16 protein-coding genes and 1 pseudogene are annotated in these 15,201 nt (G+C 37.2%); 10 read left to right on the top strand and 7 right to left on the bottom strand.

The genetic code is table 11. From position 1 onward, the window contains the following. Positions 1-601: 601 nt before the first annotated feature. Positions 602-685 (top strand): annotated as a pseudogene (locus BKP57_RS23010) (YjcZ family sporulation protein); the annotation flags it as partial. Positions 686-836: 151 nt separating this feature from the next. Here BKP57_RS23010 and BKP57_RS19455 read toward each other — a convergent pair. The 3 genes from BKP57_RS19455 to BKP57_RS19445 all read right to left on the bottom strand — a co-directional run bounded on the left by BKP57_RS19455 (position 837) and on the right by BKP57_RS19445 (position 4,914). Further along, the gene (locus BKP57_RS19455) at positions 837-2,783 is read right to left on the bottom strand and encodes a sensor domain-containing protein (protein WP_072742203.1); all 1,947 of its coding nucleotides are present in this window, start codon (positions 2,781-2,783) and stop codon (positions 837-839) included. Between the two features lie 21 nt (positions 2,784-2,804). Continuing rightward, positions 2,805-4,169 (bottom strand): TrkH family potassium uptake protein, encoded by a 1,365-nt coding sequence (locus tag BKP57_RS19450; RefSeq protein ID WP_050352578.1) that lies wholly within the window; start codon positions 4,167-4,169, stop codon positions 2,805-2,807. Between the two features lie 334 nt (positions 4,170-4,503). Continuing rightward, positions 4,504-4,914 (bottom strand): YwpF family protein, encoded by a 411-nt coding sequence (locus tag BKP57_RS19445; RefSeq protein ID WP_050352577.1) that lies wholly within the window; start codon positions 4,912-4,914, stop codon positions 4,504-4,506. 241 nt (positions 4,915-5,155) lie between these two features. Here BKP57_RS19445 and nfsA point away from each other — a divergent pair, with 241 nt between their 5' ends. After that, complete coding sequence (gene nfsA / locus BKP57_RS19440) at positions 5,156-5,905, top strand: oxygen-insensitive NADPH nitroreductase (RefSeq protein ID WP_072742202.1); 750 nt, start codon at positions 5,156-5,158, stop codon at positions 5,903-5,905. A gap of 40 nt (positions 5,906-5,945) precedes the next feature. On the opposite strand, the gene BKP57_RS19435 is transcribed toward nfsA, so the two are convergent. Then, positions 5,946-6,398 carry a hypothetical protein gene (locus BKP57_RS19435; protein ID WP_050352575.1) on the bottom strand — a complete coding sequence of 151 codons (453 nt, stop codon included), beginning with the start codon at positions 6,396-6,398 and terminating at the stop codon, positions 5,946-5,948. Between the two features lie 708 nt (positions 6,399-7,106). On the opposite strand from BKP57_RS19435, the gene BKP57_RS19430 reads away from it, so the two are divergent. The 8 genes from BKP57_RS19430 to BKP57_RS19395 all read left to right on the top strand — a co-directional run bounded on the left by BKP57_RS19430 (position 7,107) and on the right by BKP57_RS19395 (position 12,458). Then, positions 7,107-7,313 carry a DUF1657 domain-containing protein gene (locus tag BKP57_RS19430; protein ID WP_050352574.1) on the top strand — a complete coding sequence of 69 codons (207 nt, stop codon included), beginning with the start codon at positions 7,107-7,109 and terminating at the stop codon, positions 7,311-7,313. Positions 7,314-7,428: 115 nt separating this feature from the next. Further along, positions 7,429-7,896, top strand: coding sequence for a hypothetical protein (locus BKP57_RS19425; protein ID WP_072742201.1), 468 nt, complete (start codon positions 7,429-7,431; stop codon positions 7,894-7,896). A gap of 18 nt (positions 7,897-7,914) precedes the next feature. Continuing rightward, positions 7,915-8,394, top strand: coding sequence for a stage V sporulation protein AC (gene spoVAC, locus BKP57_RS19420; RefSeq protein WP_050352572.1), 480 nt, complete (start codon positions 7,915-7,917; stop codon positions 8,392-8,394). Next, positions 8,394-9,395, top strand: a complete 1,002-nt coding sequence (gene spoVAD, locus BKP57_RS19415) for a stage V sporulation protein AD (RefSeq protein WP_072742200.1) — start codon at positions 8,394-8,396, stop codon at positions 9,393-9,395. The genes spoVAC and spoVAD overlap by 1 nt, the downstream gene beginning before the upstream one ends. A gap of 18 nt (positions 9,396-9,413) precedes the next feature. Further along, positions 9,414-9,764 (top strand): stage V sporulation protein AE, encoded by a 351-nt coding sequence (spoVAE, locus tag BKP57_RS19410; protein WP_050352570.1) that lies wholly within the window; start codon positions 9,414-9,416, stop codon positions 9,762-9,764. 15 nt (positions 9,765-9,779) lie between these two features. Then, positions 9,780-9,980: a hypothetical protein gene (locus tag BKP57_RS19405; protein ID WP_050352569.1), complete on the top strand. Its 201-nt coding sequence runs from the start codon at positions 9,780-9,782 to the stop codon at positions 9,978-9,980. A gap of 21 nt (positions 9,981-10,001) precedes the next feature. After that, the gene (locus BKP57_RS19400; protein ID WP_072742199.1) at positions 10,002-10,856 is read left to right on the top strand and encodes a DUF421 domain-containing protein; all 855 of its coding nucleotides are present in this window, start codon (positions 10,002-10,004) and stop codon (positions 10,854-10,856) included. A 369-nt stretch (positions 10,857-11,225) separates the two neighbouring features. Continuing rightward, positions 11,226-12,458 carry a dicarboxylate/amino acid:cation symporter gene (locus tag BKP57_RS19395; RefSeq protein ID WP_072742198.1) on the top strand — a complete coding sequence of 411 codons (1,233 nt, stop codon included), beginning with the start codon at positions 11,226-11,228 and terminating at the stop codon, positions 12,456-12,458. A 235-nt stretch (positions 12,459-12,693) separates the two neighbouring features. Here the strand turns inward: BKP57_RS19395 and BKP57_RS19390 are convergent, their stop codons facing one another. From BKP57_RS19390 to BKP57_RS19380, 3 genes are all read right to left on the bottom strand, one after another. Further along, entirely contained in the window at positions 12,694-13,677 is a 984-nt protein-coding gene (locus tag BKP57_RS19390; protein WP_050353527.1) for a zinc-binding dehydrogenase, read from the bottom strand. 306 nt (positions 13,678-13,983) lie between these two features. After that, entirely contained in the window at positions 13,984-14,907 is a 924-nt protein-coding gene (locus BKP57_RS19385; RefSeq protein WP_050352566.1) for an ArsA family ATPase, read from the bottom strand. Between the two features lie 17 nt (positions 14,908-14,924). Further along, positions 14,925-15,182 (bottom strand): cory-CC-star protein, encoded by a 258-nt coding sequence (locus BKP57_RS19380; RefSeq protein ID WP_050352565.1) that lies wholly within the window; start codon positions 15,180-15,182, stop codon positions 14,925-14,927. Positions 15,183-15,201 lie beyond the last annotated feature (19 nt).

Genomic DNA, 15,201 nt, shown 5'->3' with positions numbered 1-15,201 from the left:
CTATTCGGTTATTTCGTTATCCATAAGCACCTAATTTTATCGTTTCCTTTACAATTAATAATGGGTGGAACAATTTCCCCCCTTTTTATATACCATTCACTTGAACTAGTAATTAGATTATATTTGCACTTCGAGTGGTAAAGTGAATTTTTAATCAGTAGTGGGTTTCTTCATCCCCACTGTTGGTAGTATAGCAGAGGTGTGACCTAAGCTTTGGGTCAAAGTGGGACAATTTAACTTGTCAGTTGTCCTCTCTACTTACATGGCATACCTCATAGGATACGTGAGGGTATTATTGCCAGTTTCATGCGGAATAAAAATAGGCAGTCGTTGTTGTCTTCCCTTCAGCATGTCATACGCTTAAAAAATTTAACAGAACGGTACACATACGGCATGAAGTATGTCACAACAGTAGATAAAGCACCTTACCAATGCATTACTTTTGGATCGTATGCTAATTCATTAAAAATAGGATAAACGTCCAAACTTTTCTTGCCTGATTGCATATGGTATAACTGTAAGATTATTAGGAGGTGAAATGATGGGATTCGGATATGGCGGAGGCTGTGGTTCTCCAGGCTATGGTGGTTATGGTTACGGTTCCGGCGGATATGGTAGCAATTTTGCACTAATTGTAGTGCTTTTTATTCTATTAATCATTGTAGGTGCTGCATTTTACTGTTAATTATATCAAGAGAGCAGCTTGTGCCAAATCCATGGCACAAGCTACTTCTTTACATTCGTTTCAATATTAACTTTTAGACTTTGATACCTGTCTTTGTTTACCATTTCAATACCTGAAAATTTTTTTCATTCATCGTTTTGAGCTATTCAAGTTAATGCTTCACTAACAACTGCTGAGCCTCGTTTGCTGGTAAGGCTTTACTGAAATAGTAACCTTGGAGTTGATCACATTGTTCAGCTTTTAAAAAAGCAAACTGCTCTTCTGTCTCTACACCTTCCGCTACCACTTTTAATTTCAATAAATGACATAAATGAATAATTGATTTCACGATCATTTGGTTTTCTTCATGGCTTTGCTCCATAAACATTTTGTCAATTTTCAATTTTGTAATCGGAAATAAACTGAGCAATTTTAAAGAAGAGTAACCTGTACCAAAATCGTCAATTGATACAGGAATCCCTAACTTTCTTAACTCTCGCAAAGTATGCAGGACAGTTTGTTCGTTAGTCATCGCCATTGTCTCTGTAATTTCTAACTCTAAATAAGTTGGTGATAGTCTCGTCTTTTGTATAATTTGTATCACTTTTTGTAAGAAATCCTTTTGATGAAATTGGATAGCTGATAAATTTACACTTATTGTTATCGGCTGATAACCTTGATCCTGCCATAATTTATTTTGACGGCAAGCTTCATACATCACCCACTCGCCAATCTCTATAATTAAGCCTGTTTTTTCTGCAATACCAATAAATTCACCGGGTGCAATATACCCTTTCTCTGGATGTTTCCATCGCAGCAATGCTTCCATTCCAATAATTTCATTTGTGTTGAAATCGACCTGTGGCTGATAATGAAGCTCTAGTTGCTCCTGCTTCATCGCTTGCCGAAGTTCACTTTCTAATGTAATGGTTGATTGGAACTTCTCTGAAATCGCTGCTTCAAATAATTTATAACTGTTCCGATGATTATTTTTACTTTCATACATCGCAGAATTCGCATGTTTGATTAAGTCCTCAGCAGTTGTCCCATGATTAGGAAACAGACTAACTCCAATAGTTACCGTTGTATAAATATCATATCCGTTTATAATGACGGGTTCCTCAAAAGTTTGAATTTGGCGCTCTGCAAATTCCATTACCTCTTTTTTGCTATTCAGACCAAATTGCATAATCATAAACTTATCCCCAGTCATTCGTGCTACAAACGTATCTACATGCAAAAATTTTTTTAACCGACGAGCACTATGACGAATTAGCTCGTCACCAACAGCATAACCAAGTATATCATTTACCTCTTTAAAGTAGTCCAAATCCACTATATATACTGCTAAAATGTCTTTCTTATGATTTAGCTTTTCAATTGTTTCTGATAAAACGTGCACAAAATAATGACGATTGGGCAAATCTGTCAATTCGTCATAGTAGGCGAGGTATTCAATTCTCTTTTTGTTTATCACTTGTTCCGTTACGTCTTTTAATAAACAAACTCCTGTCTCTGCACTTAGATCAAAGTGTAATATGTCAACAAAAAAGCGATCCCCTTCTTTGGTTACTGCTGGATGCTCATGCACTATTTGCTTTCTATTCTCCTGTTTCCTCCAAAAATTGTCTGGAAGTTTACTTGTAAATAATTCACTTAGCGGTTTAAAAATTAACTGCTGTTTGGAATAATGGAACATAGTAGCTCCATTAGTATCACAGTCCATAATATTTCCACTTGTTTTATCGTAAAGCAACGTTCCTGAAAACTGTGCGGTTGCGAAATTATCGAGTTGTTGTCTTACTGTTTGCATTTGATCAGAAACGAGTCCGAGTCTTACGTAGTAGTATTGATTTCGACTATCTGCTGTTAACACCGTTACTTCAACCATTTTATGGCGATCATGCTTTAGCCATGTAAGCTGCTTGGATTCCTCCAATGATGTTAGTTCTAGCAGTTGTTTTATCGGCTTACCAACAGCAGATGAAATGCCAAAGATTCCATCTGCTGTCTTACTTCCTGCTACAATTACCCCACGTTGATTTGTAATTAAGATTGCTTCGTTTAGATGATCAAGCACATATTGCGTAATTGGGAAAACTACCTTTTGTTCATGCATGCCATTCTCCCCTAACTTGATTTACCCTATAATTAATTTTTCTTTTGGATAATGATAATTACCAGTTTGTTTGTTTGACCTAAAAATAAATAAAAAGGTGATGATACCTACTCTTCCAATAAACATTAAAAACATCAAAATTAACTTACTAAAAGAAGTTAATTGATCTGTTATTCCTAAGGAAAGCCCGACAGTCCCAAACGCTGATGTCACCTCAAATAAAATTTCTGTCAGTGAAAATGGTTCGACAATCGACATTAATATAATTGATGTAAATACGAGTATTAAAGCCATTAACGTGACCGTAACAGCTTTTAGTAAGTCTTCATCGTACACTTCCCGGTTAAATAACCGAATGCTCCTGCCTCCTCTGGCATAGGTTGCAATAAAAATAACAACTAATATAAATGTCGTCGTACGAATCCCACCACCAGCACTACTTGGTGAAGCCCCGATAAACATTAACAGCGACATAAATAAGTGATTTGGTTCCGAAAGCAAACTGACATCCATCGTTGACATTCCACCGCTTCTAGTCGTAACGGATTGAAACAGAGAGTAGAACAGAATTTCATGCCAAGATTTATCAGCAAAAAAGTGGACAATATCAAGTAAGAACATACCAATGGTTCCAATAATAATCAAAGCTAAAAATGTGCTCGTCGTCACTTTCGTAAATAAGCTAAACCGGATGAATTTACGTTTATGGGAATCAGCAAATAAATACTCCTTCACTTCAATTAACACTGGGAAGCCAATTGCGCCGAAGATGATTAACAACATATTAATAAATTGGACAAAATAATCATCTTTAAACGGAATTAATGAATTTCCAGTAATATCGAATCCGCCATTGGATATGGCACTAATTGTTCCAAACATACCATGCAAATATGCTTCTTTGGCTGAATCAAAGTATTGTAAAAAGTACGTACCTAAAACTAGAAATCCGATCAATTCAATCGTTAGCAACACATACACAATTTGCTTAATGAGACGTACCATTCCACCAAACGTGGATTGATTCTGATCTGCCATAATCAAGCGTCTTTCTTTTAATCCAATCTTCTTCCCGAGTAATAACCAAATAAATGTACTGATCGCCATTACGCCTACAGCTCCAAGTTGCAGAATGGAAGCAAGTAGGATAATCCCGGTTGTACTTAATGTATCTGCTAACGATATCGAGCTTAAACCAGTCACACTTAAGGCACTGACAGCAGTAAATAACACATCTATAAATGGGAGGTCCACACCATCCTGATATGCGATTGGCAAGGACAAAATCCCTGTCGAAAATAATACAGCAAAAAAATAAAACAATAATAATATCTGGACAGGTGATAAGCGCTTTGCCCAGCGAACAATTGGCTTTTGATGATGCATAACCATTTACTCCTTATTAACTAACAAATTTAGTAGTCTCTATATATACTAAAAATAAACGATGAAGGTTAAAAAATCGTACACCAATAGCAAGTTGCTTAACAATAAGCAAAAATTATTCGTGTAACAACATACGATCGCTGTTGTTTACAGCTTTAAATAACAAAAGTACTATAAAAAACAAATGGTGAAACGTATAAACGTCTATTAATAATGAAATGAAAAAATAACAACAACTAAGGAAACATTTGAACATCCTTATTCATGAAGCAAGCTTATCCATATTATAGCAATGTGAAGTTGAAAATGCTTGTAATTGAGCAATAAATAAAATTTACGTTAACTCTTTAAACTTCTCCAGTAGTTCCTTCCCTTGGAAACCTTCATCAATAAGGGCCGTTAATAAGGATTCAATATTTTCTTTTCTTTTATCGACAATATTTCCTATAAATAAAACATTAATGTTGGCTCCTATTTCATTAATTCCAATAATCGAGGTGATGAATGTAGCCATAGCATTGCTTTCTTTGGAAATTTTCACTTGAATCAAGACTTCTGATTTTGACGCTTGCAGTTCTTCGAAATAGGGCTGTAAAGACCTTTCCGTATATGCCTCCACCGTCCATTGATTTTTTTCATCTTCACGGTCAATAATCAAGCCATCCAATAAAGGAATATGATTGGGAATAATTTCCCCGTTTTTCTCCTCCATGATATTTAATAGCTTTAATTTAAATGTTTTCATCCACTTCTCCTCCTTTGAATAAAGATATATCACTTTACGTATCTATGCTGGAAGGTATTGTCGTAGAAACAACCCAATTTTTGCTATGTTAAACGAGACCTATCTTTTTCATGTCTACCGTTAGTGTATCAAAAACGGAAGTATATGGATATCACTTTCTTTTTGTAAAGACTAGTTCAGTTGACAACGGAAAACACAACCACTTATGATAAAGGAGATTATAGGGTAAAGGAGAATCGCCATGTCACATTCAGCAATCCAAACAATCATGCAACATCGTTCCATCCGAAAATTTAAAGATAAAAAGCTTACAAACGATCAAATTCAAACAATTGTCAAAGCTGCGCAAATGGCCTCTACTTCTAGTTATGTAATGGCATATACGATAATTGGAGTTACCGATGAACGTATTAAAGAACAGCTTGCAGCTATTTCGGGACAACCTTATGTACAAAAAAATGGCCATTTATTTGTATTTTGCGGTGACTTACATCGTGCGACACAATTAGGTGCACCAGATGAAATAGAAACGATGCAAGCAAGCTTAGCTTCGCCAGAACAATTCATCGTTATGACTGTAGATGCTGCACTTGCATCTCAAAACGCAGCCACTGCTGCCGAAGATTTAGGTTTGGGTATTTGTTACTTAGGAAGCTTACGAAATGACATCCGTCAAGTTAGTGAAATATTGCAGCTTCCAGAACGGGTCGTTCCATTGTTTGGAATGGCAGTTGGTTATCCTGATCATAAGCCAGAACAAAAGCCACGCTTACCTTTTGAAGTCGTTTATCATGAAAACCACTATAAGCCATTTGAACAACAGCTTCCTTTTATCAAGAAATTCGACGAGAAATTACAAGCATACTATGAAGAACGAAAACAAAACAGCCGTAATGACAACTGGTCAAAACAAATCATACGTAAATTTTCCACCCCTATTCGCATGGATGTAGGACCATTTTTACATGACAAAAACGTAAATAAGCAATAATCATAATAGCCAGCACTCCTTTTCTTTTAGGAGATGCTGGCTATTGTACTTGTAATGCTTCCGTATGCTGAATAACTATTTCTTCGTCGTTCACCTTAAATTGTGCTTTAAAATGCAATTCACATGGCGAATTATTTGTAATACGGAAAACTTTGCTGCTTTCTGCGGGATGGTAAATATTTCCGTTGTTAAGTTGTTTTAAAACCTTTTTTTCTGTATATTCATGCTCTTCATCCCCTAATACAACAGAAACTAATGGAGTCTGATGCTCCAATTCTATCGATTCCTCCCCAATATATTGTAATGAGCTAAATACTTTGATGCCTTTATCTTCATCTGAATTTGCAATATGTATATGTAAAATAAAATCGCCAACTTCTTTCGACTTAGTAGTCTCTTTAATACTTACACTACGATGACCGATGCCACCATATAAAATAACAAAAAACAACGCCCCAGCGACAATGAAAACGAAGAATATTTTTTTGTTCACAAGCATCCTCCTGCTATTCCAGTTACTATATATGACGAAATACTCCCTCATAAAGTTTCATTTTTTTTAATTATTTTCAAACAAGGAAATTACTTCCTTATTATGTTTATTACTTTCCAATGACGTTTTTCCATTTAAGAGGTCGTTCAATAAGAGCATTAAAAATAATAGGTCGAATTCTTCGTTAGCTCGTTTCTCCGTTCCTTGGAAAAGGTTTTCCCCCTTTTCTTGCGTGAGAATGCGTTTCGAGGATGCCTATACTGGTGCTCAAGTATCTGTATCGCATACGGAAGCCTTCTACTAAAACCGCCCACGTCCTGTGATGGGCGTAGAAGTCAGTAACACGCACAAGCCCGCTACTTGAAATTTTGCCGCCTCGAACTCAGGCGCCAGGATGTGCTAGTATCGGCGTTGCAACAGGACAAGGAAGGCTACGACAGCAATACATCGCACGCGAAAAAGGTTTTTTTCAAGGACGCCTGAGACCTTAGCCGACCTCAATCCTCCTTCCCCTTTTTCAAACACGCACTTTAATTTATCCTTTGATATTTTTGTACCGTACTATAAGGGAATATTTTTGTATAATTTTGTAATATTTTCTCATTACCTCACCCTTACTGGATATATAAGGAAAAATTTTGTTGCATATTTAAAACTGAAACTTCACATTCTAACTAATGATGATTGGTAATGAGAAGGAGGATCTATATGACTGTATCAAGTCAAGTTAAGCAAACAATCGCTGGCCTTAAGAGTGCTCAAGCTAGCTTTGAACAATTTGCATTGCAAACAGAAAATAAACAAGCAAAACAGCTCTATGAAAACGCAGCACAACAAACGATGTCTATTCTACAGAGCGTTGAACCACGGATACAGCAACTCGAACAAGAAGAGCCTCAATATAAAGGGTTTTAAATGACAAAAGAGGCTGAAACCATCATAACAGCCTCTTTATATTTGGTTTTAGCTAATGCTCGTCTAATTATAACTAATCTAACTTGAATTATTTGATTAAAAAGTAGGTGGAATTATGCATGTTTATAAATGGCTGATAATTGCTATTTTTTCTTTCGTCCTTGTCGGCTGCGGTGCCAATAACACGCTCGATCCTGCAGATAAACAGGAGAAAGGACAGATCAATTTATCAAAAGTTTCAACAAAGCAACCTATTAACCAAGCACCTGCTAATAGAGCAAAGGATATGCTAAGCGAACATTCCGAAATAACTGCTATTTATGCTGTCAATACAGATAAGCAATTATTAGCGACGATAGAAATAGAGCATATGCAACGATTTAAGCTGCAAAAGATGAAGAAACAACTTACAAAAAAACTTCAGAAAGCTTTTCCAGATTTAAAGGTGGAATTATCAGCAGACAAAAAGATTATCATGGAAATGGAAAAGCTGGAGAAAAATTTAGAAGAGAAGCAATATAGTAAAAAAGAATTGAAAAAAGAAGTAAAACGGATTATTGATTTTTCTAAAGAACAAACATAGGGAAAGAGGGAGCATAGGATGGCAGATAAGAAAAAGAAAAATTCACCTCCTGACGTTCAGGAGTATCAAGCATTTCAACAACAAAGGGAAGTAAAAAGACCTGTATTTATAAATTGCCTGAAAGCTTTTTTTGTTGGTGGTTTTATTTGCTTCATTGGTCAGCTTATCTCTACTTTTTATATGTATTTTTTTCATTTTACCGAGCAAACAGCCGGGAACCCAACTGTAGCTACATTAATATTTCTAACCATGCTTTTAACTGGATTCGGTTTCTATGATCGAATAGGACAATTCGCTGGAGCTGGCTCTGCTGTCCCTGTAACCGGATTTGGCAATGCCGTCATTTCATCAGCAATTGAACATCGTACCGAAGGATTCATCCTAGGTGTAGGTACGAACATGTTAAAGCTAGCTGGTCCCGTGATCGTCTACGGTGTTTTTGCAGCGTTTGTTGTCGCATTGATTAAAACGATTTTAATCCAATGGGGTGGATTATAATGCTTCAAGGACATCAAACGTGGGTATTTGCAAATCGACCTGTTATCGTATCAACCGGAACAGTTGGTGGACCATTCGAAGCAAATGGTAGTATTTCTAAGGATTTTGACCTATTGCATGAAGATATGTGGATTGGGCAGGCATCCTTTGAAAAAGCACAACAAACATTAATGGAAGAAGCATGTCAAATCACCCTAAAAAAAAGCTCCATTGAAAAAGAACAAGTAGAATTCTTTATCAGCGGTGATTTAATTAATCAGATTACGCCAACGAACTTTACTGCCAAAACAATCGGAATCCCTTTTCTTGGTTTATTTAATGCTTGTGCAACTTCTATGGAAAGCTTAGCATTAGCAGCTATGATTATTAACAATAAAGGAGCAAATTATATTTTAAGCGGAACGGCAAGCCATAACGCTTCTGCTGAACGACAATTTCGTTACCCTACCGAATACGGGGGTCAAAAACCTCCTACAGCTCAATGGACCGTAACGGGTGCAGGTTGTGCGCTCATTGCTCAACAAGGTCAAGGTCCTGTCATTACTTCGGCAACCATCGGAAAAGTCATTGATATGGGAATAACTGATCCTTTTAATATGGGGGGAGCGATGGCACCAGCAGCAGTCGATACAATTGAGAAACATTTCAAAGACCGAAACCTCTCCCCTGATTATTATGACTTGATTATTACAGGTGATTTAGGTCACATTGGTCGAGAAATATCTTATGACTTGCTTACGGAACGAGGGTTAGCCATTAAAGAGGAGCAATATGTGGATTGTGGTTTAACCATATACCGTGAAGGACAGCCTGTATTAGCCGGTGGGAGTGGATCTGCGTGTTCAGCAGTAGTTACTTATGGACACTTCCTCAATCGAATGAAAGCTGGTGAATTAAAACGGATACTAGTTGTAGCAACTGGTGCACTTCATTCACCAATGAGTATACAACAAAATGATCCTATTCCATGCATCGCACATGCAGTATCCATTGAAAATTGAAACGGGAAGTGATAGTTTATGATCTTTTTTTGGGCTTTTGTAATTGGTGGACTGATTTGTGTCATTGGCCAATTATTATTCGATATTTTTAAATTAAATCCCGGACAAACTTTATCTATATTAGTTGTCACCGGCGCCATTTTAGATGGCTTTGGTCTTTACGAGCCATTGATCGATTTTGCCGGCGCGGGTGCAACCGTACCTATTACCAGTTTCGGTAACTCCTTAGTTCATGGTGCTATGGCAGAAGCAGAAACACATGGTTTGGTCGGAGTGGTGACTGGAATGTTTGAAGTAACCAGTGCGGGAATCTCAGCTGCCATTATTTTCGGGGTCATCGGCGCACTCATTTTCAAGCCAAAAGGGTAAGGGGGTTGCTAGAATATGACAATCGGTGCACAAGTGAAAGGATGCTATTCCGCAATTAAAAGTGTAGAGGCTTCCTTGCAAATTTTAACCGCTAAAACAAATGAACAAGAACAACAGGCTAAATTAAAGGAAGTGGAACGAATTATTACCGAAGTCAAAAAAGATTTGCGGCAGCAGGTTATTCGTTTATCCAAAGAAGAACCTCAGTATAAATAATGCTAAGAGAGGATACTGCATATGCCAGAATGGATTGAAGTCATCATCCGGTCATTTTCTTTATTAATTATCCTTTTTTTCATGACAAAATGGTTAGGAAAAAAGCAAATATCACAATTAAATATATTTGAGTATATCACTGGTATTGTTTTAGGTGGAATTGTTGCTATACATACGATAGATCCTGATAGCAACTTCATTTACGCTATACTATCGATGTTTATTTGGTTTATTATCCCCTTTGCTGTTGAATATATATCGCTAAAAAGCAAACGATTTCGCGATCTTACAGATGGTAGAAGCACTGTGTTTATTCAAGATGGTAAAATAATGGAAGACAACCTTAAACAAGAAGGATATTCGACGGATGATTTGCTCGGTAAATTAAGAGATAACGGCGTATTTTTAGCATCTGATGTTGAATTTGCTGTCCTTGAGCCATCCGGAAACTTAAATGTACTTCCAAAGAAGGAAAACCGTCCTTTAACAGCCAAAGACTTAGGGCTAAAATTAACCCCGGAAAAGGAGCCCCAAACAATTGTAATGGATGGAGAAATTTTATTGGAATCACTTGCGAATCTATCGTTAAATAAAAATTGGCTGGAAACAGAACTGGATAAGCAGAATGTCAGTATTGAAAATGTCTTTCTTGCTCAAGCAGATAATAACGGACAATTATATCTTGATTTATACGATGACAAAATAAGTGTACCAGAGCCAACTGAAAAAGCACTATTATTGGCAAATATGAAGAAATGTCAGGCTGACTTGGAATTATTCGCTTTAGCTACAGAAAACAAGCAAAGTAAAGCTTTATATGAGCGTAACAGTGAAAAATTAAAACATGCTATTCAGCTTATTCAGCCTTACTTATAAAGTAAATCTTCTATCAGTGGAGGTTTTCATTCATCCCCACTGATCGTTATCAGTCCAAGGGTATGAGCTAAAGGCCTCTTACGAAATAGGGTATTTAGGTGCTGTTATCTCCCACTTAGACTTTTGTTGCAGTACAAAACTATCCAACTCCCAAAGCGAGAATCTTACAGCACCTTATATGCCGGATAAATGAACGAGGTAACCAACTAAGGAAAGCATCACAAAAAAATAGGTAACAGATGTTTCAACTATCCCTAATATAAAGGAGACGAAAAAGTAAATAAACCGGGTTCAACCTTTTGTTCTACCAGCTTTTCGTGTAAAATAGAGTAGCTATCTTAATTTATACACGAAAAGGAATGAACTAATATGAAAGATAAAATAAAAGCGTATCGCTTTCCGATTATATTACTTATTTCGATTATAATTGGTTCCATCATCGGGCTTTCTTTTGGCAAAGATGCCACGGTTATTAAGCCACTAGGTGATTTATTCATCAATTTACTGTTTATGATTGTTATTCCACTCGTTTTCTTTACTATTTCTTCTGCTATAGCAAGTATGGACAGTATGAAGCGCCTCGGTAAGATTATGGGCTCAATGATAACTGTATTTGTTGTTACTGGTATTATCGCTGCCGTTTTCATGTTAATTGCTACTATTATTTTCGAACCAGGTTCTGGGGTGGATATACCGCTTGTAGAGCCTGAAGAAGTGCAAGAAGAAATGAGTTTCTCTGAACAATTAGTCCAAACGTTTACAGTATCTGATTTTGTGGATCTATTTTCACGCAATAATATGCTTGCACTTATTGTCTTCTCTATATTAGTTGGCGTGGCAACTGGACTAACTGGTGAAAAAGGAAAACCATTTACTTCATTTTTAACAAGTGGTGCTGAAGTATTTATGAAGATTATTCAACTTGTCATGTACTATGCTCCTATCGGGTTGGGTGCTTACTTTGCCTCATTGGTTGGAGAATTTGGTACGGATTTGATTGGAGATTATGCTAAAGCGGTTATCATTTATTATCCTGTATCTATATTATACTTTGTCATCGGATTCACATTATATGCATTTATTGCTGGTGGAAAAATCGGAGTTTCCCGTTTTTGGAAAAACATTCTTGCTCCAGCTGCAACATCGCTTGGTACTGGAAGCAGTGTCGCTTCATTACCAGCAAATTTACAAGCAGCAAAGCGAATCGGTGTGCCGAAAGATATTCGCGAAACCATCATGCCTCTGGGAGCAACGATTCATATGGACGGATCTTGTCTGTCAGCAATGCTAAAAATTGCTTTTGTGTTCGGTGTATTTAACCAAGACTTTTCTGGAATCGACACCTTTTTAACGGCGATTGGTATCTGTTTATTGTCTGGTATTGTAATGAGTGGTATTCCGGGAGGTGGCTTTATGGGAGAAATGATGATTATTACACTATATGGCTTACCATTGCAAGCTTTGCCAATTATTTCTGCCATCGGAGTAGTGGTTGATCCGCCAGCTACAATGGTCAATGTTACAGGCGATACCGTTTCCAGTATGCTTGTGACCAGACATTTAGAAGGAAAAGATTGGATTAAAAAAACAGATATTGCTTAGGCTTGGATATAACTCATCTGGTCACTCTACAAGCGAGTGATGCAATCATTTAGCTTCGGAAATATACCTAGACTAAGCGGGAAAAGGCGTCTGTGGGACTCATAGCGCACGAGAAGGCCACAGACGAACCCTAAGATGCACGAAGTATATTTCCAAAGCGGGTTATTTGCATCACGGTTATTTCTAAATAGTTCCGGTTTTACTTTGATATAAACCCTTTTGTTCCAGCCTTATTTTATTTAAATACATCAATGGCAATTTTTCCAAATTGGCTATTTTCTTTTAAGTAATGAAACGCCTGTTGGATATCTTCCAATTTAAAAGTACTATCGACCACTGGATGCATTTGATATTGCTCTACATGCGTAAGCATTGCTTTCAATTCTTGTCTACTCCCCATGGTTGACCCTAATAATTGATATTGTCCATAGAAAAAGGCGCGTAAATCTAATTGAACAGTATCTTCTGTAGTTGCCCCGAACACAACGATTTTCCCGCCTTTTTTCAACACATCCAACGAGCGTTGAAAAGTAGCTCTTCCAACACTATCAATGACCAAATCAATCTGTTCATCAGCTAGCTCTTGATTCCAATCGTCCTCATGAAGTACTCCTCTATCCGCACCAAGCGATTGTGCCTTGTTTAGTTTCTCCTTACTTCGGGAACTGACAATCACTCTCGCACCAATATTTTTAGCAAATTGAATCAAATACGTTGCGACACCACTACCTGCTCCAGGAATAAATACGGTGTCACCCGCCTTTACTTGTCCCTTTGTAAACAATGCACGAAAAGCAGTTAAACCAGACAATGCGAGTACACTTGCTTCTTCCCACGTTAAGTGGGCAGGCTTTTTCTCAATTTGCTGAAAATCGATGGTAATCTTTTCTGCAAAAGTACCGTGATCCGGCATGCCTAATATTTCAAAACCTTTCGGAGGCGCATCTGCATTGTCGTACCATCTTAAAGCGGGGTTAATAATGACCTCATCGCCAATGGCAACATTTTTAACTTCTTGTCCAACTTGTTCAATGACCCCTGCACCATCTGAACCTAAAATCAGCGGCTCATTTATTCCTTTTCTGCGCTCAGGAATATATAAATCGCGGCGGTTGAGTCCAGCCATTTTCAAACGAACGACCACTTCATTCGCTTTAGGCTGTAGCTCATCCGTTTGGGTCACTTGTAATTTCCCATTTTCATGTACAAACGCTTTCATTGCATATTCTCCCTTCTTTTCATATTTTCTAAGAGATGTAGAAAATTGGTGGCTATCACTATCCAGATCCAATAAAGTCAATCAATAGTCCCCTCTTTCATCGGCATCGATAGTTAATAGACCAGACGATGGTCTAAAGACCTCTCTGCACAAATCAGGATTTTGACTTGTAGTTCGATCCTTCTCTTATTCTTAGAGGTCTACCTTGCTAGTATTAAAGGTTGAGTCTACTGCCAATTATATGCGGATAAATCAGGGGATGCTACAAAAACATATCAATGTACACCCTTTTTTAAATACTACCCTTTAGAAAAATGTGCTAAACGCTTCTAGCTGTTTCTTATCCATAATATCATGATTGAACAAAGGAACGTACCATTTTTGTTGTGTTTTGAACTTTTCTTCAATTTGTTGTACATAGGCTTGTTCCATTTGTTTACGCTTTAAAAAGAATTCCCCTTCCACCTGTTGGGGTAATAATTTATTTATAATTAATGTTTTCACATAAAGCTGATGCTTGGCAAGTAATCGGATTGCCTTGTCGGTTTCTGTAATGGACAGACTTTCTGGGTTCACTACAAATATAAAACCCGTTATGTCTCCATTTAATAATAATTCTCTTGCTTTTCTAAAACGTTCTTTTCTTTCGTTGAGCACATCATAAATGGGATCTTCAATCGGTTCTCCATCATTTAGCAATTGGGTATAGTTTTTATTCGTTTTTTTCCTCCGTTGCAATAGTCCGTCTATCCACACGCCCATTAATTCTGGTAAAGTTAATAATCGAATCGTATGACCAGTCGGTGCTGTATCAACAATACATTGGTCATAATGGAGATGTTCTTCAATAATAATAGAGATAAGCTTATTAAATAACGCCGCTTCATCTGCTCCAGGTGAGGCTTTGGCGGTATCCAATTGCCGGTTCACCTCATCTGTCATAGATGGTTGTACAATACCTTTTATATTTTCCTTTACAGTGTTGATGTAAACGGTTGTTTCCTGTTCTGGATCGATTTCAATCACATCTAAATGCGTACTTACTTTTTTTATCCGTCCGCCGATTTTCTGTTCGAAAATATCTCCCAAATTATGAGCAGGGTCTGTCGAAACAAGCAATGTTTTCCGTCCTTCTCTAGCTCGTCTCCAAGCAAGTGCTGCTGCAGATGTTGACTTCCCTACTCCTCCTTTTCCGCCGATAAATACAATCTTTTTGTTGATATCTTCCATCTTCGAACACTCCTTTTTTAGCAACAACGAATCCCAGATAACGGTGACTTTTCCATCCCCATTCGCAGATGCCAATCATGAAATTTTTCCAGCATATATGGATATAATTCGAGTGTATAGTAATATACAGGATTCGGAATTCCGATCATTTCTGAATAAAGCAGTAGCAGGAAAATATCATCCTCATGCCTCAGCTCACGAGCAATCTCTTGACGGTGAGGCAAGCTGATTACTTCTTCATAATATTGGATGAGCTTTTTAATTTGCTCCAGCATAACGTTTTTCCTTCTTTCT

The sequence above is a fragment of the Virgibacillus sp. 6R genome (genome assembly GCF_001895305.1).
GTDB classification, from domain to species: Bacteria; Bacillota; Bacilli; order Bacillales; family Amphibacillaceae; genus Virgibacillus; species Virgibacillus pantothenticus.
The sequence above is the reverse complement of the archived record's forward strand: the minus strand, read 5'-3'. Positions and strand labels throughout refer to the sequence as shown.